19 protein-coding genes are annotated in these 25,766 nt (G+C 72.6%); 9 read left to right on the top strand and 10 right to left on the bottom strand.

Annotated elements, in window-relative coordinates:
• Nucleotides 1-12 precede the first annotated feature (12 nt).
• On the bottom strand, nt 13-693 hold the full coding sequence (locus ACFWEE_RS11090; protein ID WP_386888306.1) for a MerR family transcriptional regulator: 681 nt from the start codon (nt 691-693) through the stop codon (nt 13-15).
• 128 nt (nt 694-821) lie between these two features.
• Here ACFWEE_RS11090 and ACFWEE_RS11085 point away from each other — a divergent pair, with 128 nt between their 5' ends.
• The 4 genes from ACFWEE_RS11085 (at nt 822) to ACFWEE_RS11070 (ending at nt 4,446) form a co-directional block, all read left to right on the top strand.
• The gene (locus ACFWEE_RS11085; RefSeq protein WP_386888305.1) at nt 822-1,277 is read left to right on the top strand and encodes a DUF3291 domain-containing protein; all 456 of its coding nucleotides are present in this window, start codon (nt 822-824) and stop codon (nt 1,275-1,277) included.
• 102 nt (nt 1,278-1,379) lie between these two features.
• Nucleotides 1,380-2,819 carry an MFS transporter gene (locus ACFWEE_RS11080; protein ID WP_386888304.1) on the top strand — a complete coding sequence of 480 codons (1,440 nt, stop codon included), beginning with the start codon at nt 1,380-1,382 and terminating at the stop codon, nt 2,817-2,819.
• Nucleotides 2,820-2,912: 93 nt separating this feature from the next.
• A complete protein-coding gene (locus ACFWEE_RS11075) occupies nt 2,913-3,383 on the top strand; it encodes a cupin domain-containing protein (protein ID WP_386888303.1) in 471 nt (156 codons plus the stop codon).
• A gap of 193 nt (nt 3,384-3,576) precedes the next feature.
• Nucleotides 3,577-4,446 (top strand): BTAD domain-containing putative transcriptional regulator, encoded by an 870-nt coding sequence (locus ACFWEE_RS11070; protein ID WP_386888302.1) that lies wholly within the window; start codon nt 3,577-3,579, stop codon nt 4,444-4,446.
• A gap of 89 nt (nt 4,447-4,535) precedes the next feature.
• On the opposite strand, the gene ACFWEE_RS11065 is transcribed toward ACFWEE_RS11070, so the two are convergent.
• The 8 genes from ACFWEE_RS11065 to ACFWEE_RS11030 are packed head-to-tail and all read right to left on the bottom strand — an operon-like array spanning nt 4,536 to nt 12,024.
• Nucleotides 4,536-5,630 carry a M20/M25/M40 family metallo-hydrolase gene (locus ACFWEE_RS11065; RefSeq protein ID WP_386888301.1) on the bottom strand — a complete coding sequence of 365 codons (1,095 nt, stop codon included), beginning with the start codon at nt 5,628-5,630 and terminating at the stop codon, nt 4,536-4,538.
• A complete protein-coding gene (locus ACFWEE_RS11060) occupies nt 5,627-6,637 on the bottom strand; it encodes a [LysW]-aminoadipate kinase (protein WP_386888300.1) in 1,011 nt (336 codons plus the stop codon). Before ACFWEE_RS11060 ends, ACFWEE_RS11065 begins: the two co-directional genes overlap by 4 nt.
• Nucleotides 6,558-7,580 (bottom strand): N-acetyl-gamma-glutamyl-phosphate reductase, encoded by a 1,023-nt coding sequence (gene argC, locus ACFWEE_RS11055; protein ID WP_386888299.1) that lies wholly within the window; start codon nt 7,578-7,580, stop codon nt 6,558-6,560. The genes ACFWEE_RS11060 and argC overlap by 80 nt, the downstream gene beginning before the upstream one ends.
• Entirely contained in the window at nt 7,577-8,470 is an 894-nt protein-coding gene (gene lysX, locus ACFWEE_RS11050; RefSeq protein WP_386888298.1) for a lysine biosynthesis protein LysX, read from the bottom strand. The genes argC and lysX overlap by 4 nt, the downstream gene beginning before the upstream one ends.
• Nucleotides 8,467-8,646, bottom strand: a complete 180-nt coding sequence (locus ACFWEE_RS11045) for a lysine biosynthesis protein LysW (RefSeq protein ID WP_386888297.1) — start codon at nt 8,644-8,646, stop codon at nt 8,467-8,469. The genes lysX and ACFWEE_RS11045 overlap by 4 nt, the downstream gene beginning before the upstream one ends.
• Nucleotides 8,643-9,740 (bottom strand): transketolase family protein, encoded by a 1,098-nt coding sequence (locus tag ACFWEE_RS11040; protein ID WP_386888296.1) that lies wholly within the window; start codon nt 9,738-9,740, stop codon nt 8,643-8,645. The genes ACFWEE_RS11045 and ACFWEE_RS11040 overlap by 4 nt, the downstream gene beginning before the upstream one ends.
• Before the next feature lie 5 nt (nt 9,741-9,745).
• The gene (locus ACFWEE_RS11035; protein WP_386888295.1) at nt 9,746-10,675 is read right to left on the bottom strand and encodes a transketolase; all 930 of its coding nucleotides are present in this window, start codon (nt 10,673-10,675) and stop codon (nt 9,746-9,748) included.
• Nucleotides 10,672-12,024: a DegT/DnrJ/EryC1/StrS family aminotransferase gene (locus tag ACFWEE_RS11030; protein WP_386888294.1), complete on the bottom strand. Its 1,353-nt coding sequence runs from the start codon at nt 12,022-12,024 to the stop codon at nt 10,672-10,674. The genes ACFWEE_RS11035 and ACFWEE_RS11030 overlap by 4 nt, the downstream gene beginning before the upstream one ends.
• A 380-nt stretch (nt 12,025-12,404) precedes the next feature.
• Here ACFWEE_RS11030 and ACFWEE_RS11025 point away from each other — a divergent pair, with 380 nt between their 5' ends.
• Together ACFWEE_RS11025 and ACFWEE_RS11020 are read left to right on the top strand one after the other, a co-directional pair.
• Complete coding sequence (locus tag ACFWEE_RS11025) at nt 12,405-13,508, top strand: GNAT family N-acetyltransferase (RefSeq protein WP_386888293.1); 1,104 nt, start codon at nt 12,405-12,407, stop codon at nt 13,506-13,508.
• Between the two features lie 3 nt (nt 13,509-13,511).
• Nucleotides 13,512-14,828, top strand: a complete 1,317-nt coding sequence (locus ACFWEE_RS11020) for an MFS transporter (protein WP_386888292.1) — start codon at nt 13,512-13,514, stop codon at nt 14,826-14,828.
• 128 nt (nt 14,829-14,956) lie between these two features.
• Here ACFWEE_RS11020 and ACFWEE_RS11015 read toward each other — a convergent pair whose 3' ends face one another.
• Nucleotides 14,957-21,667 carry a DUF3320 domain-containing protein gene (locus ACFWEE_RS11015; RefSeq protein WP_386888291.1) on the bottom strand — a complete coding sequence of 2,237 codons (6,711 nt, stop codon included), beginning with the start codon at nt 21,665-21,667 and terminating at the stop codon, nt 14,957-14,959.
• Between the two features lie 537 nt (nt 21,668-22,204).
• Here ACFWEE_RS11015 and ACFWEE_RS11010 point away from each other — a divergent pair.
• Genes ACFWEE_RS11010 through ACFWEE_RS11000 form a run of 3 tightly spaced genes read left to right on the top strand, consistent with a single transcriptional unit; the run spans nt 22,205 to nt 25,705 of the window.
• A complete protein-coding gene (locus ACFWEE_RS11010; protein ID WP_386888290.1) occupies nt 22,205-22,636 on the top strand; it encodes a hypothetical protein in 432 nt (143 codons plus the stop codon).
• A gap of 19 nt (nt 22,637-22,655) precedes the next feature.
• The gene (locus ACFWEE_RS11005) at nt 22,656-24,986 is read left to right on the top strand and encodes a hypothetical protein (protein WP_386888289.1); all 2,331 of its coding nucleotides are present in this window, start codon (nt 22,656-22,658) and stop codon (nt 24,984-24,986) included.
• Between the two features lie 29 nt (nt 24,987-25,015).
• Nucleotides 25,016-25,705, top strand: a complete 690-nt coding sequence (locus tag ACFWEE_RS11000) for a hypothetical protein (RefSeq protein WP_386888288.1) — start codon at nt 25,016-25,018, stop codon at nt 25,703-25,705.
• Nucleotides 25,706-25,766 lie beyond the last annotated feature (61 nt).

The raw sequence follows: 25,766 nt of genomic DNA, 5'->3' as shown, positions 1-25,766 counted from the left end.
GTCCCGCGCCGCTCACCACTCGTGGCGCCGCGCCGACTCGTGCTCCTGCGCGAGGCGGCGCAGCGCCAGCAGGGCCGGTTCCAGGAGGGTCGTGACGACGACGGCCCGCTCCGCCATCTCCAGCGGATCGCTCAGCCCGTCCAGCTGGTTGAGGTCCAGGCGGGCCGTGTCGGCGGCCAGCCGCGCGTACGGGAGAAGCGCGCGCCAGTCGTCGGCGACGCCGAACCGCCGCAGGGCGGTGAGGGTGTCGGCGAGCGCCTCCCGGGCCGGGGCGTTCTTGCTGACGTTCCAGTCCAGTTCGTCCAGCAGCTCGACGACGGACTGTTCGGCGCCGTCCGTCTCCTCCGCGTCCCCCGCGTCGCCCGTGTCCCCGGACGCCCCGGGGGGTGCGGACGGAGCCTGCTCGGCCCCTTCCCTGCCCACCCGGATGACGCCCAGGGCCAGACCGAGGACGTGGTGCGGGGAGGAGCTGCGTTCGCCGAGGGCGAGGAGGACCTGGCGGGTGGCCTCCACGGACAGACCGCGCGTGCCGATCAGTGCCCGCAGCAGCCGCAGCCGGCGCAGGTGCTGATCGTCGTACTCGGCCTGGGTCGCGGAGACGAGGCGGCCGGGTGGCAGCAGGTCCTCACGAATGTAGTACTTGATCGTGGGCACGGAGACGCCGCTGTGCTTGCTGAGTTCGGAGATTCGCACGATGTTCACCTTCCTTCTGGCCACTCGATAGTCCTACTGTCTATCATGGGTAGTGTCACTGTCCAATAGGTCGCGAGCGGGGTCCGCGAGGGGTCGCGCGAGGGGCCCTCCACGTCGGGAGCACCGCTGTGCCCACCCTCCCCTGGACCACCCCGAACCCTCCGAGCACCGGTCTGACCAGCGCACTCGTCATGGCCTCCCGCCTGGAAGTGCGGTCCCTCAAGGACGTGCCGAAGTTCTTCCTGCGCTCGCTGACCGCCTGGAAGCAGGTGCGCGGCGCGAAGGGGGCACTCGGCGCCTCCCTCATCGCCGACCCGCTGCGCCGCACCTTCTGGACGCTGTCGGCCTGGGAGAGCCGCGAGCTGCTGTACGACTACGCCAAGACCGAACCCCACAAGTCGATCATGAACGGGCTGCGGCCCACCATGCGCCGCTCGGACTTCACCTTCTGGGAGGTCCCGGTCGGTGAACTGCCCATCACCTGGGCGGACGCCAAGGCGCGCCTGGCGCAGCGGATGGCCGAACAGGACGCGCAGGACGCCGGAGCGCCCGGGGCCGGCGAGCCCGGCCCGTCCGCTTCCTGACACCGCGCCCCGCACCCGCCCCGTACGGCCTTGGCACCATCCGATCCCGCCCGATCCCGCCCGTCCGCCCCGCGGCGGACCGTTCCGTTGGAGAGCCTCACCATGACCAAGCCCGAACCCCGGTCGGTGCCCTTGTGGCTGTCGATCGTGGCGTGCAGCGTTCCGATGTTCATGGTCGCGTTGGACAACCTGGTCGTCTCGACCGCCCTGCACACCCTCGCCGGCGAACTGAACGCCGACACCCAGGCGTTGCAGTGGTTCGTCAACGCCTACGTGCTGAGCTTCGCCTGTCTGCTCCTGACCGGCGCCGCCCTCGGCGACCGGTTCGGACGGCGGCGGGTGTTCATGCTGGGCATCGTCCTGTTCACCGTCGCGTCCGTCTTCTGCGGCCTGGCCGACACCAGCGGTGAGCTGATCGCGGCACGCGCCGTGCAGGGCGTCGGCGGTGCCGCGGTCATGCCGCTGTCGCTGACGCTGCTGTCGCAGGCGGTGCCCAGCCGGATGCGCGGCCTGGCTCTGGGCCTGTGGTCCGGGATCAGCGGCCTGGCCGTCGCCCTGGGCCCGGTCGTCGGCGGCGCCGTCGTCGAGGGGCTCGACTGGCAGTGGATCTTCTGGGTGAACGTGCCCGTCGGTATCGTCGCCCTCCCGCTGATCCGTTTCGTGCTGCGGGAGAGCCGCCAGGACGGGGTGAGCCTGGACCTGCCCGGCATGGTGCTGGCCTCCGCCGCGCTGTTCGCCGCCGTGTGGGGCATCGTGCACGGGGAGACCGACGGCTGGACCTCCACCACCGTCATCGGCTCCTTCGCGGGCGCCGTGGTCCTGCTGGTGGTGTTCCTGCTGTGGGAGCGCCGCACCCCGCAGCCGATGCTGCCGCTGTCGTTCTACAAGGTGCGGGCGTTCACCCTCACCAACGTCGTCTCCGCCGCCATGTACTTCGGCGTCTTCGGCTCGCTCTTCCTGCTCGCCCAGTACCTGCAGATCGCCCCGCCGCGCTCCCCGCTGGAGGCCGGTGTGCGCACCCTCTCCTGGACGCTGATGCCGATGTTCGTCGCCCCGGTGGCGGGCCTGCTGACCAACAAGGTGGGCGGCGGGCGCCTGATGGCGCTGGGGCTGTTCCTGCAGGGTGCGGGCCTGGCCTGGATCAACCTCGTCGCCGACGTCGACACCCCCTACGGCACCCTCGTCGCGCCGATGGCCGTCGCCGGTATCGGCATGGGCTTCGTCTTCGCGCCGACCGCCGCCGTGGTGATGGGCTCGGTGGGCCCGCAGCACGTGGGGAAGGCGTCGGGCGCCAACACCACCGTCCGCGAGGTCGGCGGGGCGCTGGGCATCGCCGTGCTGAGCACCGTGTTCGCCGGTGCCGGTTCCGCCGTGTCCCCGCAGGCGTTCGTCGACGGCCTGCACCCGGCGGTGTGGGTGGGCGTCGGGGTGGTGCTGGCCGGCGCGGTGTGCGCCCTCGGCATCCCGCGCCAGACGCCCGCCCCGGACGCGTCCCCCGGCGAGGGCGTCCCCGACGCCGAGCGCGCCGCGGCCACCCTCTGACCTTCCCTTCCCGCACCACCTCACCGACCTCGCGGTCCCTGCCCCCGGCGGCCCCGGCGCCCCGGGGGCGTGGGGCCGCCTCCCAGGAGCGCCATGCCCGCCGTCCCCGCATCCGCGACGACCACCGACCCCGCCACGACACCGGACACCGCACCGGACACCACGAGCGCCACCGCACCGGACACCACCTCGGACGCCCCTCTCGCCCCCCTGCCCGGCACCCCCTCCCTGGAGGGCTGGTCCATCGTCCACGTCGACGACTCGGTGCCGTGGATCCCCTGGGGGGCCGACGGCAAGGCCCGCGCCCGCCTCACCGCCCGGGCCGACGGCTACGTCATGGCCCTCGTCGAGGCGGAGCCCGGGTACGTCACCGACCCGCACGTCCACACCCACACCGAGTTCCTCTACGTCATCGAGGGCACCTGCGTGAACCAGGGCGTGACGATGACCACCGGGGACGTGTTCGCCGCCGCCGTCGGATCGCACCACACCCATTTCCAGGCCCGCACGGCGCTGCGCTACCTCTCCGTCTTCAAGATGCCGCAGGACGGCGGGGCCGGCTGACCGTTTCGGCGACGCCCGGCCCCGCCCGGTCCCGCCGCCCCGGGGCAGCGCCCCGCGGCGACCCACCGGACGGCGGCCCCGCCGCCCGCCCCGCCCCGGGGCCGTACCGCCTCCGCTGCTTCCCGCTCTGTCGCGCCAACCCACGCCGGGCGCACCGCCGTGGGCCCGTCCTTCTGCAGAACCGGAGAATCCCATGCGTCTGGCACCTTCCTCCGGCACCACCCCCCGCACCCCGCGCACCTCCCGCACCTTCTCCGCAACCGCCACCGCGCCTTCGCCCGTGCCGGCACCCCGTCCGAGCGGGCGGCGCGTCCCCGAGGTGTCCTTCGCCCTCCTCGGGCCTCTGCGCGTCCGCGTCGACGGCCGTGACGTGCCCCTTCCCGAGAGCCGCCAGCTGACGGTGCTGGCCGTGCTGCTGACGGAGGCCGACCGGGTCGTCCCGGTGAGCCGTCTGGTGGACGCGGTATGGGGCGGCACGCCGCCCGCGACCGCCGACAAACAGATCCAGACGTGCGTGTGGCGCCTGCGCAAGGCGTGGACGGAGGCCGGCGGTCCGCCCGACCTCATAGAGACCGTCCGCGGGGGCTACCTGCTACGGGTCTCCGACGACGGTCTGGACACCCGTCAGTTCGAGAGACACCGAGAGCGCGGCCGGGCCGCCGACGACCTGGAGGGGGCCGTCGAGCACTACCGCGCCGCTCTGGCCCTCTTCCGCGGCGAACCTCTCGCCGGTCTCACCAGCCGGGGACTGGCACCCGTCGCCGCGTACTGGGCGGAGCGCCGCCTGACGCTGCTGGAGGAGTGCTTCGACGCCGAACTCGGCCTGGGCCGCCACCGGGAACTCGTCGGCGAACTCAGTCTCCTCGTCGACGAACACCCCCTGCGGGAACAGCTGCGGGCCCGCCTGATGACGGCGCTGTACCTCTCCGACCGGCGCGCCGACGCCCTCGCCACCTACCGTGCCGGGCGCGCCGCCCTCGTCAGCCACGTCGGCCTCGACCCGTGCGCCCGCCTCCAGGACCTGCACCAGCGGATCATCGACGGGCACCCGGTGACCGTGTAGCAGTGCGCCGGGAATCCCTGCGGTCACGCCGACCGCCGCCTCCGCCGCCCGGAGAGTCCGGGCGGCGGAGGCGCCGGTCGGTCCGGGGCTCACCGGCCCGCCACCACCGCCTCCGCCGCCTCCGGCGCTGCATCGGCGGCGAGCTCCGCCGCCAACGCCTCCAGGCCGTGCCGCAGCACCTCGATCGCGGTGGCGTACTCGCGCAGGTCGATGTGTTCGTGGTCGGTGTGGTCCAGCGCGGAGTCCCCGGGCCCGTACACCGCCGCCGGACAACCCCAGGCGGGCTCCAGGATGTTCAGGTCCGCCGTCCCCGTCTTCAGCTTCAGCGTGGGACGTCCCCCCTGGGCGCGGATACCGGCGCACAACGCCCGTACGGCCGCGCCGCGGTGGTCCACGCGCACCGCCGGGGTGCGGTCGTCGATCCACAACTGCCCGTCCCGGGCCGCCCCGGTGAGGAACGTCTCGAAGCGCGGCAGGTCGAAGCCGGGCGGGGTGCGTACGGCCAGCGTCAGGCGGGCGTGCTCGATGGTGCCTTCCACGTGCAGCAGCGTCGTCAGCGGCTGGTCGAAGGCGCGCGGCCCGGTGACGTGCTCCTCGCAGTAGCCGACCACCGCCCGGTGGAACGCGACCGCCGCCTCCGACGCCTTCTCCTCGGGCGACGCGGTGTGCACCGCGGGGCGCCGTACCTCGTAGCGCACCACCACCCGGCCCTTGTAGCCGATGCCCACACCGGCCCACCCGTTGGGCTCGCCGACGATCAACGCGTCCGGCCGGGGCCCGAGCGCGAGGTGGGTGGCACCACGGCCGAACGTCTCCTCCTCCACCACCCCGGCGACCACGATCCGCACCGGTCCCGTCCGCGCGCTCGCCGCGGCGCACACCATCGTGGCCAGCGGCCCCTTGGCGTCGACGGTGCCCCGCCCGTACAGCAGGTCCCCCTCCACCCGCACCGGCACCGGGTCGGGGACGGTGTCCATGTGGCCGACCAGCATGATGACGGGCCCGTCGGCGGGGCCCCTCTCCGCCAGGACGTTCCCCACCTCGTCCCGCCGGGTGCGGAATCCCCACGCCGGCAACTCCCGCTCCAGGTGGGCGGAGAGGTCCTGTTCGGAACCGGAGGGGGAGGGGATCTCCACCATGCGTCGCAGCAGCGCCGTGGCGCGCTCGGCCTCGGCGGCGCTCATCGGCCCGGCCCCGGAGCGGCGGACGCGACCTCGCCCCGCGAGGACGACCGCGCGGACGCGGCGGACGACGAGGCCGCCGTCCTCCCGCGCGTCCCCCGGCCGACCGGTGCGGGGGGCGCGGCGGCGACGAACGTCGTGCCCGCGCCCGCGCGCGCCGCGGTGACGGGCGACTCCAGCCGCCCGTCACCGAGGACCACGTGCGGCACTCCGCCGGCGAACGCCTCGGCGGCGCTGCGGACCTTCACCCGCATCCGTCCGGACGCCATGAGCAGGTGGGCGTCCAACTCGTCGTGCGGCAGCCGTTCCACGAGGCTGGTCGCGTCCGCGCCGTCGCGCAGCAGCCCGGGTACGTCCGACAGCAGGATGAGCCAGTCGGCCCCCACCGCGACGGCCAGGCGGGCGGCGAGCCGGTCGGCGTCGACGTTGACCATGCCCTCCTCCGCGTCCAGCGCCGGCGGGGAGACGACCGGGGTGAACCCGCCGCCGAGCAGCGTCAGCAGCAGCGTCGGGTCGACCTCGCCGACGCGGCCGGAGTGGTCGTCGCGCACGACGCGCTCCACCCCGTCCACGACGGCCCGCGTCGGCGGGTTGCGCCGCGCGGTGACGAGCGTCCCGTCCAGCCCCGAGAGCCCCACCGGCCACAGCCCCGAGCCGCTGAGGGCGGCCAGCAGCGTCGGCTTGACCCGGCCCAGCATCGCCATGGCGAGCACGTCGAGGGCGGGGCCGTCGGTGTAGCGGCTCTGTCGGCCGCCGGGGGCGGTCAACCGCCTCGTGGGACGCCCGAGTTCGGCGGCGAGCCGGTCCGCCTCGGCGCCCCCGCCGTGCACCACGACCACGTGGTGGCCGGCGGCGCTCAGGCGGGCGATGTCGGCTCCGGCGTCGCCGATCCGCTCCTGCAGCGAACCTCCGAGCTTGACGACGATCCGCTCAGGCCGGGTGGAGCCCGGCGAAGGAAAGCCCCGCCGACTCCTCGAATCCGGCCGCGATGTTGACGCACTGGACGGCATTGCCGGCACCACCTTTCACCAGGTTGTCCATGGCCGCCACCACGATCAGGTGGTCTCCCTCGGAGTTGAGGGAGAGGCCGATGTCGCAGAAGTTCGTCCCGCTGAGGATCTTCGGGTCGGGCATGCGGCGCAGCGCGGACCGCTCCCGCACCAGCCGGACGAAGGGCTCGCCGCCGTAGGCGTCGCGGTACAGCGCCCACACCTCCCGTTCGGTGACGGGCCGGGACGGGGTGATGTGCACCGCCACCTGGATGCCGCGGACGGCGTCGACGGCGGTGACCGTCATCCGTACCGGCACCCCGCAGGCCTGCTCGATCTCCGCGGTGTGCCGGTGTCCGTGCGGTTTCGCCATGCGCAGCGCGCCCGCCCGCTCCGGATGGTGGCTGCCCTCGTCGGGCACCCGGCCGCCGCCGCTGGAGCCCGTACGGGCGTCCACCAGCGCCGGCCCCGCCACCAGACCGGCGGCGGCCAGCGGGTGCAGGGCCAGGATGCCCGCCCCGGCCATGCACCCGGCCACCGCGATGTGCGAGGCGCCCCGCAGCCGTTCCCGGTACAACTCCGGTACGCCCGGCTGGAAGCGGTCCAGCCACTCGCGGGTGGCGGTGGACTTCGGGTAGTGGCGTGCGCGCAGGGCGTCGTCGTGGACGCGGTGGTCGGCGCTGAGGTCGACGACGGTGGGCGCCAGGGCCGACCAGCGCTCCACCTCCCCGGCCGACGCCCCGTGGGGCACGGCGAGGAACACCACGTCGGACTCGCCCGCGTCCTCCGCGGCGACGAACGTCGGTGCGTTCGCCCCGCGGAGGTTGGGGTGCGCGGTGTGGAGGGGACGGCCGCGCAGCCGGGTGGAGGTGGCCTGCGCCAGCTCCAGGTGGGGGTGGCCCAGCAGCAGGCGCAGCAGTTCGCCGCCGATGTAGCCGCCGGCGCCGACCACGGTGGCCTTCACGCCGCTGTCACCTCCTCGTCGCGCAGGGCGTCCAGGACGTGGTCGACGACGAGGCCCGCGACGTCCAGACCGGTCGCGGCCATCAGGCCGTGGAACTCCATCGTGTGGTTGACCTCCGTCACCAGTACCTCGCCGTCGCGGCGTTCGATGAGGTCGACGGCGAGCATGCCGCCGCCGACCGCCTCCGCTGCCGCGAGGGCGAGCTTCGCCAGCTCCGGCGTCACCTCGCACACCTGCGTGGCGGCGCCCCGCGCGGTGTTGGTGATCCAGTGGTCGGAGGTGCGGTACACCGCCGCCACGACCCGGTCGCCCAGCACCAGCGCGCGGATGTCCCGGCCGGGCGTGTCGATGAACTCCTGGACGTAGAAGACCGAGTGCTGGGGGGAGCGCAACGACTGCCGGTGTTCGATGACGGTCTCGGCGGCGTCCCGGTCGTTGACCTTCGACAGCAGCCGCCCCCACGACCCGACGAGCGGTTTGAGCACCGCCGGGTACCCGATCTCCTCGACGGCGCGCAGGGCGGCGTCGGGGGTGAGGGCGACGACCGTGCGGGGGGTGGGGACACCGGCGTCGACGAGGGCGAGAGAGGTACGGAGCTTGTCGCCGCACACGTCGATGACGTCGGCGGTGTTGAACACCGTGTGGCCCGCCGCCTCGTACAGGCGGGCGGCGTAGAGGCTGCGGGTGTGGGACATGATCCGGTTCAGCACGCCGCGGTGGCGCACCCCGGTCCGCGACGCGAGGTCGCGGACCAGGGTGCGGTCATCCACGGACTCGTGCGGCACGCCCCGGTGTTCCAGGGCCTCCAGGATCAGCCGTTCCTCCAGGCGGATCCGTGTGGTGAGGACGGCGAGGGTGCCGTCCGGTGACGCACTCGTCTGCACGGTCACTCCCCGAAGTCTTCTTCGATCTCCGGCGCGAGCGCGTACTCGACCGGGTTCGCGATGATGACTTCCAGCTCCACGGAGCAGGACGGGCAGACGACGATGGACGAGACGCGGACGTCGGCGGGTGCGGGGACCTGCTGCGCGCACTCGGGGCAGGCGCTGGTGACGGCGGTGGTCATGACACGTTCTCCTCTTCGGTCGGGTGGTGCGGGGCGTGGTGCTGGTCGTACCGGTGGTGGTGCGGGTGGTGCGGATGGTGGTCGTAGGGGCGGCCGTCGACGACGGCCCGCGCGGCGCGGTGCACGGCCTCGGCGGTGACGCCCGCGCCGGCCAGCTGCTCCTGGTGCCCGCCCGGCCGGGTGGCGAAGACGTCGGGGATCCCCAACGCCACCACCCGCGCCGGAGCGTGCGCGGAGAGCGTCTCGGCGACGGCGCCGCCGAGACCGCCGAGCACCGAGTGGTCCTCGACGGTGACGAGGCCGGCGCCGGCGCGGGCCGCCTCCACCAGCGCCGCCACGTCCAACGGCTTGATCGTGTGCATGTCCAGGACGGCGGCCTGGACGCCCTCGGCGGCCAGCGTCCGCGCGGCCCGCAGCGCGAAGAGCACCGGGAGGGAGCCGGCCGCGACGATCGTCACGTCCCCGCCCTCCCGCAGCCGCCGCGCCCGCCCGACGGTGAACTCCGCCGGACCGCCCACCGACTCCGTCGCCGCCCGGCCCAGCCGGATGTACACCGGCCCCGGCAGGTCGGCCGCCGCCCGCACCATCCGCACCGTCTCGTCGGCGTCGGCGGGCGTCATCACCGTCATCCCGGGCAGCGTCCGCAGGGCCGCGAGGTCCTGCGTGGCGTGGTGGGTCGGCCCCAGGTGCCCGGCGGACAGCCCGGAGTGGGTGGCGACGATCCGTACCGGCAGACCGGGATAGGCGATGTCCGTCTTCACCTGCTCCAGGGCCCGCGCGGAGGCGAACGCGGCCATGGTGTTGACGAACGGCCGCACGCCCGTCGCCGCCAGGCCCGCCGCGACCGACACCATGTTCGCCTCGGCTATGCCCAGGTCCACGTACCGGTCGGGCAGCGCTGCCTGGAACGACTTCTCCAGGCCGCCCATGTCGGAGTCCAGGCACCAGATCCGCCCGTCGGACAGGGCGAGTTCCAGCAGCGTGATCCGGTAGGCCGTACGGTCCGAGCCGTCCCACGACGGCGCGTGGGCGGCCACGGCGTCCTGCACGGGCGAGGGGGCGGGGGGCGCCGCGGGGGTGGCCGGTACCGGCACGCCGCTCACCGCCCGGCCCGCAGCGCGGCCAGCGCCCTGTCGTACGCGGACGCCGACAGCTTCGCGAAGTGCCCCTGCTTACGGTGCTCCAGGTGCCGCACCCCCCGGCCCTTGACGGTGTCGGCGATGACCACCGACGGGCGGCCCGGCTCCGGGGACTGCTCCAGCGCCGGCAGCAGCCGGGTGAAGTCGTGCCCGTCGGTCTCCGTCACCCGCCACCCGAAGGCGCGCCACTTGTCGGCCAGCGGCTCCAGCCCCATGCGTTCCTCCGTACCGCCGCTGATCTGCAGCCGGTTCCGGTCGACGACGGCGGTGAGGTTGTCCAGCCCCAGGTGCGCGGCGGACATCGCCGCCTCCCAGTTGGACCCCTCCTGCAACTCCCCGTCGCCCAGCAGGGTGTAGACGCGGGTGTCCGCCCCCGCCCGGTGCGCGGCCAGCGCCAGCCCGGTGGCCAGTGACAGGCCGTGACCGAGGGACCCGGTGGCGAACTCCACCCCCGGCACCGCCGGGGTCGGGTGCGCCCCCAGATGCCCGGCGGGCGTGCCGTAGGTGTCCAGGTCCGCCGTCGGGAAGAAGCCCCGCTCGGCGAGGGTGGCGTACAGCGCCGCCCCCGCGTGGCCCTTGCTCAGCACGAAGCGGTCGCGCCCCTCCCACCGGGGCTCCTCGGGCCTGATCCGCAGCACCCGGAAGTGCAGCGCCACCAGCACGTCGGTCGCCGACAGGCAGCCGCCGACGTGCGCGCCGGCCGTGCCGGCCGCCATCCGCAGCACGTGCTCCCGCACCGCCAGCGCCTTCTCCCGCAGGTCGTCGTGGGGGTCGGTGGGCAACCCCCCGGCGAGCTCCGGGGCCGCGCCGGGGACCAGCTCCGGCGCGGACGGAGACGGGGGAGCGGACGCCGCCCGCTCGGACACCGGGCGCGCCAGCGGCACGCTCACGCGGTCTTCCCGGCGGCCTCGTGACCCGGCACGACCGCCCACGGCGGCGCGTAGTCCAGCGACCGGGCGATGCGCCCGACGACGTCCAGGTTCTCCCACACCCGCTCGAACGCGGTGGCGTAGGCGTCCAGCGCCGGGCCGGCGTCCGGGTTGAGGTGCATCCGGCGCAGGCACAGCGAGTCCTCGATGACCTGGCAGGTGACGGGGTAGTCCGCCAGGTCGTACCGCTGCGGGTTGACGCCCGGCAGCGACCACGGGTAGCCCTTGCCGTAGGCGTCCTGCTTCTGGAACACCGGCTGACCGGGCAGCGGGATGATCTGGTAGTGGGTCAGCGGCACTCCCTCGGCGAGCAGCGCCCGCCGCAGAGCCTGCCGGAACGGACCGGCCTCCACACCCTCCAGGCCCGCCGCGCTCGGGTCGAAGCGGAACCGCAGCATGTGCCACATGTGGGTGCGGTCCTCCGGCACCGTGGGGACGACGATGCCGGGCAGCGCCGCCAGCCGGTCCAGGAACACCGGGATGTTCTTGTCCCGCCGCTCCTGGTAGTCCCAGAACCGCTCCAGCTGCGCCCGGGTGAACGCCGCCAGCACGGAGGACAGCTTGAGGTTGGAGCCGCGCGTGGCGGACACGTACAGCCGCTCGTCGGTGCTCAGGTCCTCGCCCAGCACGCGCAGGCTGCGGCAGCGCGTGGCGACCTCCTCGTCGTCGGTGACGATCAGCCCGCCCTCGCCGCACGTCGGGATCGACTTCTCCACGTTGAGGCTGAACACCGACGCGGCGCCCATCGAACCGGCCGTCTCACCCCGGTACTTGCCGCCCTGCGCCTGCACGGCGTCCTCGATCACCAGCAGGTTGTGGCGCCGCGCCAGGGCCCGGATCTCGTCCATGTCGGCGGGCAGCCCGCCCAGGTGGACCGGGATGATGGCGCGCGTCCGGTCGGTGATCTTCTCCTCGATGCGGGTGACGTCGATGTTGAAGGTGACCGGGTCGATGTCGACGAACACCGGCACCGCCAGCTGGTACAGCGGCGCCATCGCGGTCGCCACGTAGCTCAGCGCCGGCACGATCACCTCGTCACCGGGCTGGATGCCCAGCGCGGTCAGCGCCAACTCCAGTGCCACCGTGCCGCTGTTGACGGCCACCGCGTGGCGGGTGCCGCAGAACTCGGCCCACTCGCTCTCCAGGCCGCTGATCTCCGGCTCGTTCTTCGCGCCGACGGTGAACTTGCGGCTCTCCAGGACCCGCAGCACGGCGTCCCTGTCGGCCTGCGTCACCACCGGCCACTCCAGCCGCCGGTGCTCCGGTTCCACCACGGGCTTGTTACCGAACATCGCCAGCTGTGCCGTCATATCTCTCTCCAGGTGAGCTGAGGCGGAGCCTGACTGTTCTTTCGTCGTGCAGCCTGACTGTTCTTTCGTCCTGCCCGGTGCCGGCCGGGCGCCGTGGGCCACGGCCCGGCTGGGACGCTACGGTCCGCCGTTCTCCCGCCCCTCTCACCCCGCTCCGCGCTCACGAGACCGCCGAGGGACCCCCGGTGAGAGCGCGGCGAGACCGCCGGGTGGGAACGTGGCGAGACCGTCCGGTGAGAGCGTGGTGAGACCACCCGGTGAGAGCGCGGCGAGACCGCCAGGTGAGAGCGTTGTGGGACCACCCGGTGAGAGCGCCGTGAGAGCGCTCGCTCCTACCGTGGCCCGGGTGTGACCAGGACGGCCGAGCAGGAGGTTGCGGGATGGACGTCACGCGAACCGGGCGGGGCGTCGTGACCGCCCCCACCTGGCGCATCTCACCGACGGTGCCCGAGCGGGTGGTGCCCAGCTGCCTGTACGACTCGGAGTCCTGGCTGCGCGGCTGGGAACGGGTCACCGTGGAACACCGCGCCCGCACGGCGTACGTGCACACCGACCCCGGCGCCCCCGGCGGCACCGGTCCCGACGACGGAGTGTCGGTGCTGCCCCTGTACGCCCTGCACGAAAGCCCCTTCTGGGACGGCTACGAACGGCAGGTGGACCTCGTCGGCCGCTTCGGCGACCCCGTCGTCTTCGCCGGCTCGCCCTACTCCATGTACACCCGGCGCGGCCACGTGCCCGACGCCCTCGTCGAGGGGGCCCACACCACCGCCATGGAGTGGATCGCCGAGGGCGTCGGGGAACTCCTCGTCGTCCCCAACCTCACCGAGGAGGGCGTGGCGGACTGGCTGCGGGTGGCCGGTGAGCCCGTGGGAAGCCTGCTGCTGGAACGCACCTACGCCACCGACCTCGCCGACGACCTCGACACCCAGCTCCACCGCACCACCAACAAGATCCGCCGCGACGTGGCACGGCGCCTGCGCCGTGCCGACGAACGCGGCCTGACGGTACGGGTCGTGGAAGGGGAGGAGGCGCGCGCCCTGGTGCCCGCCGTCTACCCGCTGACGGTCGACACCAGCGACAAGAACGACTGGCCGCCGCTCTTCGACGAGGCGTCGCTCACCGCCCTGCTGGAGATCGAGGGGGCGTTCCTCCTCGTCGCGGAGGTCGACGGCCGGCTCGTCGGCGCGTTCTTCGCCTTCCGCCGCGGCACCGAGGTCACCTTCATGTGCGGCGGCGTCAGCTACGCCACCCTGCACGACCTGAGCACGTACGTGGCGCTGATGTACCGCGGCACCGAGTGGGCCTACGCGAACGGTGTGCGGCGCCTGGAATGGGGCCGGGACAACTACCGCTTCAAGGAACGGCACGCGCTGACGGGAACGGACCTGTACGCCCTGGTCTACGCGCCCGGCCCGCGCCCGGACCTGGTCCCGGAGCTGCGGCGCATGCACGCGGAACTGTCCGCCTACATCGAGGGGGAGTAGCCGATGGGAGCGGCCCGGCGTCGCGCGGCGCTGCTGCTGGCGGCCGTCGTCAGCGTGAACGCCTCCTACACCGTCATGATCCCGTTCGTGCCGGACCTGGAGCACCGCGTCGACGCGGGCCCGCTGGTGGTGGCGCTCACCTTCGCGCTGTTCGCGGCGGCGAAGGCGCTGGCGCAGCCCGTCGGCGGCTGGTGGGTCGACCGGTGGCGCGCCGACCGGGTGGCCATGCTGTCGATGCTGCTCGCCGCCGTGGGCATCGCCGCCACCGCCCTCGCCACCGACGGGGTGACCCTGCTCACCGCCCGGGTCGTGTGGGGCGTGGGCGAGGGTCTGGTCAGCCCCGCCCTCTACGCCGGGATGACCGCCCTGTGCCGTCGCTACGACGTGCCGACGGGCCGCATGATGGGCTCCTTCGGCGCCGCCGCCATCGCCGGGTTCCTCCTCGGCCCGCTCGTCGCGGGCGTGGCGGGACCGGCGGGACTCACCGGGCTGTTCCTCGCCGGAGCGGCGGTGACGGCCGTGACGGCGGTCGGCCTGGTCCTGGCGATCCCCGGACCCGACGCCGGGAAGACCGCGGACACCGGCGCCGCCGATGCCACCGGTGACCCCGGCGCCCTCGGTGCGGCGGCAGCGACCGACGCACCCGCGCCGACGGAGCCCGCCGCTGCCGCGGGCGCCCCCGCCTCCCCGTCCCGCTGGTACGTGTGGGCGCTGCTGCTGGGCCTGATGGACATGTTCACCTTCATCGTCTACTCGGCCCTGGAGCCGCTGCTCCCCATGCACCTGCGCGCCGTCGACGACGCCGCCTCCTCCCGCTCCGCGATCTCCGCCGTCCTCGTCGGGGGGCTGGCGGTGTCCGCGTTCGTCATGTGGCTGATGGGCCGCTTCTCACCGTCGCTGCGGCGCCTGACCGTGACGGGCCTGGTGCTCAGCGCCGTCGGCCTGTGCGCGCTGGCCGCCGGCACCTCCGTCCAGGTCGTCGCCGCCTGCTTCCTCGTCTACATGGCCGGCTACGCCACGCTGTTCCTGGCGGCGCGGCGGGGCGTGGTGGAGCTGAAGGCGGCCAACGCCGACGACGGCAAGGCGTACGGCCTGTTCGGCTTCGTCTCCGACCTCGGCAACGTCGTCGGCCCGCTGATCGGCGTGGCCCTGTACGAGACGACCGGCCGGTTCACGTTCGTCCTGCTGGGGGCGGCGAGCGGGGTGGCGCTGCTGGCGGTGGCGGTCGTGCTGCGCCGCCCGGGGCTGCTCCCCGGCCGAGTCGCCGCCCAGGGCGGCCCCTCCCGCACCCCGGCGACCGTCGCGGGCACCGCGCCCTGAGCCCACCGGGCGGGCCGTCCGCCGCCCCGCCCCGACCCGTGCGACGCCACGGCGGTGATCCGTCCCGGCTTCGCCGGCCGCGTCTCCGGTGGCCCTCCCCCCCCCCGGGGCCACCGGTGCGCGACTCGTCAGTCGCCGTCCGCGGGCATCAGGAAGCCGTCCGCCTCACGGACCACTCCGGTCGCGACGAGATCGTCCAGGTCGCTCGTGAGCGCGTTCCTGATGTCGGGGCCCAGCCGGGTCCACCCGAAGAAGCGCGCGACCTCGCGGAGCAGCTCCTCACGGTCGACGCCCGGACTCTCCTCGATCACGTGCCGTACGACGAGCCGCCGCTCGACCGACGGGACCTGCCCGACCTTGCGTGCCACCGTCGGTGTCGGCGTGCGGGCGAAGACCGTCTCCCGGCCGGGAAGGTCGTACGCCTCGCCGACCCGCACGATCCGGCCCGCGGACTCGGTCTTCCGCAGCGCTCGACGCACCGAGTCCCGGACCACCGCGCCCGCCCTCGCGATGCCCCACGCCGAACGGACCCGGGTGAGGATCAGGTCCTCCGTGACCGGGCCCTCGGCCTTGATCACGTGGAGGGCGACTTCTGCGACGAGCCCCACGGCGTCCGGGTCCTGCAGCTCCGCGTTCCGCATGCCGCGACGCTCGGCGGACGCGACCCGCAGGAGGACCAGTTGAGCGTCGACGGCTTCCTCGTAGGCCCGGCTCCACGCCGGGGGCCCGCCGTCCACCGCAACGAACGTCACCGCGGGCCCCGAGTCCGCCGCGGGCTCCGGCAGGACAGGGTCTCCGGCGGGAGCCGCCTCACCGGAAGGCTCCTGCGGCGCCACCTGGAACGGGTCGCGCGCACACGCCTCCTCCACCGCGGCGCGCAGGCGCGCCATCGCGTCCCGGCGGTTGCGGTACCAGTCCGTTCCCCAGATGCGGTGCAGCTTCCAGCCGAGGTCGCTCAGTACGGCCTCCCGCAGCCGGTCGCGGTCACGGGCCGCACGCGAGGAGTGGTACATGACGCCGTCGCATTCGATGCCGAGGGCGTAGCTGCCCGGGGCGGCGGGGTGCCGAACCGCCATGTCGACGCGGAAACCGGCGACGCCGACCTGGGGCTGGACGGAGTAGCCCCAGTCACGCAGGACGTCCAGGACCTCTTCCTCGAAGGGGCTCTCCGGCACGGCGTTCGGGTCGGCCGCGGCCGTCTCCAGGATGCGGGGGCCGTGCTCGGCGTACTGGAGGTAGCGCTTCAGGTGCTGGACGCTCTTGTTGGAGTTGTCGGGCAGCTCGGAGCCGTGGAAGGAGGCGACGACCTCCATGCGCCGCCGGGCGCGGGTCACTGCGACGTTGAGACGGCGCCAGCCGCCGTCCCTGTTGATGGGGCCGAAGGACGAGAGCAGCTTGCCCCGTTGGTCCCGGCCGTAGCCGACGGACAGGATGACGACGTCGCGCTCGTCGCCCTGGACGGTCTCCAGGTTCTTGACGAAGAAGCCGTCGAGGCGGTCCTCGGTGAAGAAGCCGTCGAGGTCCGGCCGGGCGGTCCGCGCCTTCTGGACGGCTTCCTCGATGGCCTCGGCCTGAGCCTTGGACAGGGCGACCACGCCCAGGCTGAGTCCCGGCCTGGTGGTGAAGTGGTGGATCACGCGATGCGCGACTGCCGCGGCCTCGCCCGGATTGTTGCTCCGGCCGCCCCGGTCGTAGACGCCGTCGGCCTTGAAGAACTCGACACCGAGGTCCGGGCTCTGCTCGTACGCGCCCGGGAAGGTCACCATGGTGTTGTCGTAGAAGTCGTGGTTGCTGAAGGCGATGAGGTTCTCGTGGCGGCTCCGGTAGTGCCAGCGCAGCGGCAGTCCGCGCAGCACACCGCTGGCCTTGCAGGCGTCGAGCACCGACTCGAAGTTGTCCGCGCCTTCCTCGTCCCACTCGTCGTCGCCGTCGTCGCTTCCTCCGGCGCTGAAGAACGAGGTCGGAGGGAGCTGCTTCTGGTCGCCCGCGACGATGAGCGAGCTGCCGCGGTAGACGGAGTTCACCGCGTCCTGCGGCAGCACCTGGGATGCCTCGTCGAAGATGACGACGTCGAAGTGGAAGTCCGGCGGCAAAAATTGACTGACCGTCAGAGGACTCATCATGAAGCAGGGTTTGATGAGCCGCACGACCTCGCGGGTCTCGCCCAGCAGCTGACGTACCGGCTTGTGGCGGCGCTTCAGCTGCGCCTGCCGACGCAGCTCGGCCGCCGGGCCGATGTTGGTCCGGCGCGGGCGGCGGGTGTTGCACGCCGCGATGACTTCGGCGTGGGCGGCTTCCACGAGGGCGCGGTCCGCGTCCCGGAACCGCTCGACGAGCTGATCGCGGTCCGCGGCGCGCAGGGGCCTGAGCCGGGCGTCGAGTGCGAGGCGCCGTTCGATCCACGAAGTGAGGACCGCACGTTCGACGGAGGCGGGGAAATCGGCTGCGGACACGCCGCGCTGCGCGAGCTGGGAGGGCAGCCCGTCCAGGCCGTACCGCCGCAACTGCTGGAGCGCTCCGGAGCATGTGGTCCACGCCTCGGGGCCGAAGGGGTCGTCGTCCAGCCGGGACAGGCAGGCTGCGGCGGCGGGCAGTGACTCCTGGAGCTCGCGCCGCAGAAGACGGCCGCGCTGTACCTCGAAGTGGTCCACGAGGGTGTCCAGTTGGCGCTGCCAGTCCTCGTGGCGGTCGGCCACGGACGTGTCGGCGGGGGCATCCAGCATCAGCCGGGCCGCCGGGGCACTGAGAGGGGCTCCGTGCCGTCCGTGTGCCGCCCGGCGTACCCGCCGGGCCCACTCCAGGGCGTCGAGCACAGCGCCCTTGTCGGTCGCCGCCCCCTGGTACAGGTCGCCGAGCAGCGCCTCGTGGGCTGCGGCATCCGCGGTGAACCGCGCCTCGGCAGCCCGCGCGTCCCGCACCGCCGCCACGGCCCGGCGGGCCTGCGAGAGGGACAGCCCGCTGTCGGCGTCGGCGACGCGCGCCACGGCACGGACCAGGTCGGCCGCCTCCTCGAAGGGATCGACGTGCGCGTGCAGCCAGCGGGCGGCCTCGTCCAGCGGGCCGTCGAGCAGGTGCGCGCCCGAGGCCGCCGGAAGCGGCTGACCGGCGAACTCCCGCCAGGCGCGCACCTCGGTCCTGAGACCCGGCTCCAGCCGCAGCACAGTCGCGTGAGGAACGGGACCCCCGTCCGCGAGGAATCCGGCGAGGCGTGCCCGGCGTACGGGATCGGCGAGTGTCTCCGGCGCCAGCCGCTCCACGGTGTGCGCGGCTTCCAGCGCCTCCTGCAGCGCGGCGGTGTCGACCCCGCCCTCAGGCGCGTACCGGCCGAGCAGCGTGCGCTGCCCCTCGTCGGCGCGGGCCCCCGGGGCGGACGTGCGGGTGCCCCAGGCCCGGCGCAGGAGGCCGGGGATGTCGCCCCCTTCCGCCGCGTCGGAGGAAGCGGCCCGCAGTTCGGCGGGGTCGGTGTCCAGCCCCTGGTACCAGGCGCCGCAGAGGCGACGGTGGGCGCCCTCCTCGGCCGCGAACCCGGCGGTCTCGCGCCGCGCCTCCCGGGCGGCGCCGATCGCCGTCCGGGCCCCCGCAAGCGTGTACGCGAAGTCGCCTCCGTCGTCGCGACGGCCGGTGGCGGCGACCGTGCCGATGACGTCGGCGGCCCGGGTGAGGGGATCCGGATGGGCGCGCAGCCAGCGGGCGGCTTCGGCCGGAGAGAGCTTCGCGAGCCTGTCCGCGACGGCCGTCAGGAGAGGGCCTGCCAGATCCCTCCGCCAGATGCCGAGCTTTTCGCTCAGGGCACCGCTGTGTTCGAGGAGTTCCGGGGCAGGGGTGCGGCCATCCGCGACCTGGGCGGCCAGCAGGCCACGACGGTGCGGGTCCAGGACCGTGTCCGGCGCGAGCCGGTGGACGGACTCGGCGTGCGCGAGGGCCGCTTCCAGCGCGTGCGCGTCGGGCAGTTCCGTCCCCGCGTATCGTCCGAGGAGCGCGGTGTGCGTACGGGCGAGGGACCGCAGGTGGTCGTGGGCCGTGTACCAGGCGAGGGCGAGCGGCAGCCGGTCGTACAGCTCGCCGCGCCACGAGCGCGCGACGGTCAGCGCACCGAGTGCCTTGCGGTCCGCGCGAACCGCGCCGGACAGCAGGCCGCCGATGCCGCGCGAGCCCTCGGACAGGCGGCCGATCAGTTCCGGCAGCCCGGGGGCGACGGCGGTCTCGGGCAGGAACACGTCTCGCGCGGCCCGCTCGGCGTCGGCGAGCCGGCCCGCGGCCTCGGTGATCTCCGCGCAGGCCTCCCGCACCCGGGACACGACCTGCGGATCGAGCCACGCCTCCAGCATCCGGTGGGAGTTGGTGGCCAACTGCCCGAGGGCGAACAGCTCCTCGGCCTCCTGCGTGCTCTTCGGCTGGTCGCGTCCGAGGAGCGTGGCCGTGGCCGCGGCGTGCTGCTCGGCTGATTCGAGGGTCGCCGCCAGTGACGCGAACCGGTCGGAGACCTCCTCGGCCTGCGTACGCGTCAGGGAGCCCAGGTCCAGGCCGGCCGGCTCCAGCCCGGCGAGGTCCCGCTCGGACGCCGGCGGCTCCGTGCCGAGTGCCTCAGGAATCGAGGCCCAGCCGGGTCCGGCCTCCACGGTCGCGCGCGCCTGTGCGGACAGCACCGTGTCACGGCGGGCGAAGAAAGCGCACAGGTGGTCGGCCACGACGGCGACCGCCGCCCGGTCCGCCTCGGCTGCTCCTCGGGGCACGAGCCACTGTGCGAGGGGGCGGTGGCCGGCTCCTGCCAGCGCGACGACGTCGCAGAGGTCCTCCGCCGCCGAGGCGCTGCCCGGGACGTCCAGCCCCAGTTGCTGCGCGATGTCGGCAAGACCGCGGTGCGTGCGCTCAAGACCGTCCGCGGTCGTCTCGAACACGTGGGCCAGCTCGTCCGCGCGCGCCTCCGTCAGCTCGGAGGGATCGATACCGGCCGGAGAGAGCGAAGCCAGGGCGTTCTCGGCTTCGCCCGGCTCGGGAGCGAGCCGCGACGAGAGTTCCTCCCAGCGGTCCCCCGCCGCGGAGCGGGCCGCGGCCCGTGCCCGCACGACCTTCTTCAGCGCGGACGCGAACGCGTCGACCGGGCTCTCCACCGTGTCGGCGAAGTCGGCGGTGGTGAGCCAGGGTTCGGGCACCGGGAGGCGGGACCCGATCAGAGCCAGGAGCTGGACGAGCCTGCGGACGCCGTCCTCCGCCTCGACAGGCGTGCCGTCCTCCGAGAGGTCCTGGTAGCGCGCCACCGCCGTGGCGAGCCCGTCCCGCGCGGCCATGGCCTGATCGAGTGCCGGGCGGGGGTGGGGACTTCCGGCCCGCAGGTTCCGCCAGGGGAACGAAGGATCGGCGACCGCCTGCCAGGCACCGGAAATGGCCTTCGTCGCCTCGATGACGAGGTGCAGATCCTGTCCGCTCATCGCGGCGGCGTCGAACACCTTCTGTTTCCGGGCGCCGCCGTCCGCCTCCGACGCCAGGAACGCCACGTCCGCGTCGGACAGCTGCCCGACCCTGCCGATCACATCGTGCAGGCTTCGGCCGAGCGGCCGGCTGATCTCGTTCATCGCCTCCGCGTAGGCGCTGAGGGCCTCGCGTGCCTCGCGGGCCCGGGCGACCGCCTCCGGGGAAAGCCGCAGGGCCCGCGGCTCCTCCTCCAGGGCCCTTCCCAGCTCCTGGGCGACGGCTCGGCGGCTGGTGTTGTGGCTGTGCAGAGGAAGCGCGTACGAGTCGAGTCCGACGGACTTCAGCCGGTCCAGCACCACGTCGAGGGCGGCGGCCTTCTCGCTGACGAACAGAACGCTGCGGCCCGCGTGCATCAGCCCGGCGATCATGTTGGTGATCGTCTGGCTCTTGCCCGTACCCGGGGGACCGTCGAGCACGAAGGACCGACCGGCGACAGCGGCGGCGACGGCCTGGCGCTGCGACGCGTCGGCGTCGAGGACGAGCGGGCTGTCCTCGGGCGGGCTCAGCTCGTCGATCCGGTCGGTGCCGATTTCCTCGAAGTCGAAGCGGTCCGGCGCCAGCCCCGCCTTGGGACCGAGCGCCACCGCCCGTACGAGGTCGCTGTCCAGAATGCGCGCTTCGTTGTCCAGCAGGTCCTGGTACATCGACTCCTTGTGGGAGGCGAAGAGCGCCAGCACGACGCGGTTCGACACCTCCCAGCCCGACTTCCCCGCCACCGCCGCGGTGACCGCGTCGAACACGGCACCGAGGTCCGTCGGGTCCTGTTCCGTGACGGGCGCCCAGTCGATGTGGAACTGCTCCAGCTTGACCCTGAGCGCGGGGTTGAGACGCGGCTCCTCGTCGTCGTTGGCCACCAGACGGACACGTCCGCCGGCCAGCCGTTCGACGCGTACGGGAAGGAGGAGAACCGGTGCGTCGCTGCTGGTCGTCGCGCCGTCCTCACGCCAGCGCAGGATGCCGACGCCCAACTGGAGGGTCCACAGACCGTAGTCGTTGAAGAGCTGGGTGGACTTGCCGCGCAGGCTCGTCAGCGCGCGCAGGAGCGCCGGGCCCGTCGTCTTCTGGGTGACGATCCCGTGCGCGGCGCCGAGCCGTTCGACGGAGCGTGATCGCGGCCGGGCCTCGTCGGAGTCCTCGGCACCGGGTTCCTCGTCGGGCAGCGGTGCGAAGTCCCAGCCGCGTTCCAGACCCTTGACGAGTTCCTCGGCGGGCGGATGCGTGATCTCCAGGGTGGCCGCTTTGGTGTGCCTGAAGTTGAGAAGCCGATTGCGGCCACTCAGGTCCACGAGCGATGTCCGCCAGTTGGCCAGAATCGCTTTGAACAGTTCCAGTTCTCCGCCGCCGCCAAAAGCACTCGGGTTTGCCACACTCGTCCTAGCTGCTCGTGTTCTCTCATTGAGGCATACGAGAAGCGACGTGCCCTGATGAAGCCGCACACGCCCAAGGCGAAACCGCCCTGGGAGAGTGGTGTTCTCCTGCTGCTTCAGCCCCGCCGTTCCCCCCTGACCGAGAATTCTATGGGCTGGGGCCGGACGGCGTGAAGAGCGGCTTCTGTCCCCTCCTGGCTCCACGGCCACCGTCGGCTCCGGCATGTGCTCTCCCGGACTCGCCGGTTCACCGCCCGTGCGGGCGGAGGCGGGAGGGACAGCCAGTGGTGGCCGGGACCGTCGCGGGCGCCGGTCCCGTGGGCCCGAGGGGGTGAGGCGACGCGGTGCGGGTCCCGGCCGACGGGAAGGAGGAGTGGAAGTGGGCCCGGCGGCGCAGGAGTCGATGCTTTCGTCCGGAATTCGGAGAATCCTCACCAGCCGCCCGGGCGCGGGCGCGGACTCAGACGATACGGTGATTGCGTCGGTGGCCGCGCGAATACGGTGGAGCGGCCTGCCCGGAGGGACTTGGGGGAATTCGTGACGTTCGAGCAAGAATGGGCCGAACTGCGCGCGGCGGCAGCCAAGCGGACCGCCATGCAGATCGACCACATCCCGGCCGACGGCGGCAGCGGTGGCGGTGGTGACGGTGATCTGGTCGTCAATGACGACGAACTCGGTGCCATCGGCAATGAGGCTTTCGGGCTGCGGAATCGGCTGACGAAGGAGGGCAACATCGCCCGTGACTCGACGGCCGACGCGGCGACCGCGCTGACCAGCGGGAACTTCACGAGTGGTGCGGCCGTGCTGAAGGTGCACGACTCCTGGCAGACCCACCTGAAGACGCTGCTGGATTCCTGTGCGCAGATCTCGAACCACCTCGATTACACCAAGGCGCAGCACGCCAAGGACGAGGTGAAGGTCGACGGGGATCTGACGAAGATATCCGTGCTCACGGAATACATGAACTAGGGCTCGGGGGAGCACGCACATGCTGAAGTACGAGGACATAGTCGACGCCCCGGTGGCGAAGCTGAAGGCCGCCGCCGACGACTGGTCTCAGATGGCGGGAAAGCTGGACAAGCTCGCCGCCGACGCCGCGAGCGGGATGAAGGCCAAGGCGGACGGAGCGTCCTGGGCGGGCGTCAACGCGGGGGTCACCAAGGAGTTCATCGGCAAGACGGTCAAGGAGTTCTCGGACGCCGCGGCCGAGGCCAAGGGCATCAAGGCGATCCTCGAAGACGGTTGCACGGCCATCAAGAAGGCCAAGGACGAGCTGGTCGCCATCCGGGACCACGACGGCCCGGCGGCCGGTGTCAAGGTGGACGGGACCGGCAAGGTCTCGGCGCGGCACCCGTTGTCCGAGAGCAACGCGGCTCGGCACGACCCCGACTATCCCGACCTGCTTCACCAGGAGCGGGAGAACATCGCGTCGTGGCAGAAGAAGATCGACCTCATCGTCGACAACTGCAACGACGACGACCTCGCCTTCAAGAACTCCCTCCAGGCCAACGTCGGCGACCGCAAGGACTTCAGCGCCCCCAAGTACACGAAGCTTGACCAGGAGGAGGCGGACCGCGCCGCCGCCCTGGCCGCCAAGGGCCGCGACATCACGCACACCGAGCTCCAGCAGCTCAACGAGCTGCTGAAGGACAACAGTTCGTCGGTCGAGTTCTCCAAGGACTTCTACCAGAAGCTCGGCCCCGAGAAGTCGCTCGCGTTCTTCGGCCAGCTCTCCACGGACACGTACGAGTACGGCAAGGTCGACCCGGAGCGCCTCAAGGACGTCCAGGAACTCCAGAAGAACCTCGGCCTCAACCTGGCCACCGCCTCGCACGACAAGGACTTCACCGAGAAGTGGGGCCCGGAACTCCGCAAGCTGGGTACGGAGCGTATTCCGCTGGCCAAGGGTGACTACAACGGCCCGTACGGCTACCAGTTGCTCGGCGGAATCATGCGGTACGGGAACTACGACGCGAAGTTCCTCAACCCGATCGCCGAACACGTGGCGCAGCTCCACCAGAAGGACCCGTACATGTTCGCCGACAACAAGGTGGTGAACAGCCCGTTCAAGAACCCGTTCAACCCCTCCGGCGTGAACGGGGCGGGATACGACCCGGTCTCCGCCATGCTGGAGGCGCTCGGCAACAGCCCGGACGCGGCGAAGAAGTTCTTCACCGACACCCCGACCGCGTACAACGAGGACGGCACGGTCAACACCGGCGCCACGGCCAACCTCGGCAAGGGCATCGACAATTATCTCGACTTCTTCGGCAACGAGAAGTGGGAGTCCTTCCCCGACGTCAACTCGCTGGACGACAAGGAGCTCAAGGCGTCGCTCGACCAGATGCCCGACGCGCTCGGCCATGCCCTGGAGGCGGCGACGCTCGGTTATCCGGACGGGCAGCCGGACGCCGGTGTGGTGCGCGACGAGGACAACGTCGCGGTCATGGAAAAGGTCATGGAGAAGTACGGCGCGGACCCGAAGCTGCTCAAGGACAACGGGGCGATGTCCGACAGCCTGGGCACCATGGGCGCCGGCTACATCAACGACATCAACTGGGCGCTGGACAAGAACGACCCGGGCAGCGTGTTCGCGCCCGGTGACGGCAAGGGCGCGCACCTCGACTTCGCGGACACCGCGGACGGGAACGGGCGGAGCATCGCCCGGAGCTTCCTCAGCACCCTGGGCCAGCACCCGGACGCCTACGCGACGGTTTCGACGGCGGAGCAGGCCTACACGAGCAGCGCCCTGGAGAACACGGTGGGGCCGGACGGAAAGATCGACGAGGGCGCGGCCCGGGCGACCGTGCGCGTGGGTGCCGAAGTGCAGGGCATGCTCGACCAGTCCCGGGCCGACCAGGTCGAGGCGACGAACCTCAAGACCCACGAGGAGTACGAGAAGGCGGTCGAAAAGCGTTCGGGCTGGGTCGAGTTCGGGGCCGCGGCCGGTGTCGCAGCGGGCGTCGCCTTCCTGCCCGCGACGGCGGCCGTCGGCGCAGCCGCGGTGCTCATCCCGCTGGCGACCGACACCGCCAGCGGCGCTGTCGAGCAGGTCATGGGCCAGATGGTCGGCGACTTCTCCGACAACTCGGTGGACGCGAACGCGGACAAGCTGGACGACCTCACCCGGGAGGAGAAGACCAAGATCTACGCCGGCGGTGAGAGCATGGCCGAGTCCCCGACGGAGGAGTTCCTGGATCGGCACGGCGTGGGAGACCGGGACACCTTCAGGCAGGACCTGAAGGAATCGATGCTGATCGGTTACGGGGTCGGCAACGACCGGGAGAACCAGCAGGGCAACGACCCGGAGACCGACTGAGGTCGCTGGACGGCCGAGTACACAGAAGGATGCGGATAGTGATCAGTCGTAGGTCAGCACGCGGGGGGCTCCTCGCGGTGGCCATGGCCGGCCCGTTGTTTCTCGGGGCCACCGGCTGTGGAGGAGACGAGGACCCGGCCGCGAAAGCGGCCGACAAGGCGGTGGCGGGGACGGAACTCTGCGGCGGCGACGCCGTGTCCGCCGACGCGGCCGAGGCGCTGAAGGTGATCACGGGGGAGTCGCGGCTGGAGGCTTCGGCGAAGGAGTACTCGATCACGAAGGCCGCGAGCGCCCTGCGGAAGAAGTTCATCACCGAGAGCGTCGGCACGGGGGACATCTGCCGGGTCTTCACACCCGTCGGTACGCCTGAGATCCAGCTCAGGATCACCTGGGATCTGGCACGCGATGCCCCGACCTCGACGGACCCGATGGGTCCGGAGTACACCGAGTTGAAGATGGGCGAGACGGCCTGGACCACGCCCGACAAGGCGCTCGTCGAGTTCGCGTGCCGGAGCGACAAGCTCGCCGGTTCGAATCCTGCCCACATCGGCGTCGAAGTGATGCGCTGGGGCATGCCGAAGGACATCGACGACGAGAGCGGGGCGTTGAAGGACGCCTACGCGACCGTGGCCCACTCCATCTCCGTGGCCATGGCCGAGGAGCTGGGTTGCGCGGAGAACGGCGGGCTCCCCGCGAAGGTCGTGCTGGACCGGGCGTAGCCGCTGCCGTACGCGGAAACGGCCATGATCGGGGGCGGCCCTTCCTGTCCGCAGGAGGGGC

The organism is Streptomyces sp. NPDC060184 (assembly GCF_042728795.1).
Taxonomy (GTDB): domain Bacteria; phylum Actinomycetota; class Actinomycetes; order Streptomycetales; family Streptomycetaceae; genus Streptomyces.
The sequence above is the reverse complement of the archived record's forward strand: the minus strand, read 5'-3'. Positions and strand labels throughout refer to the sequence as shown.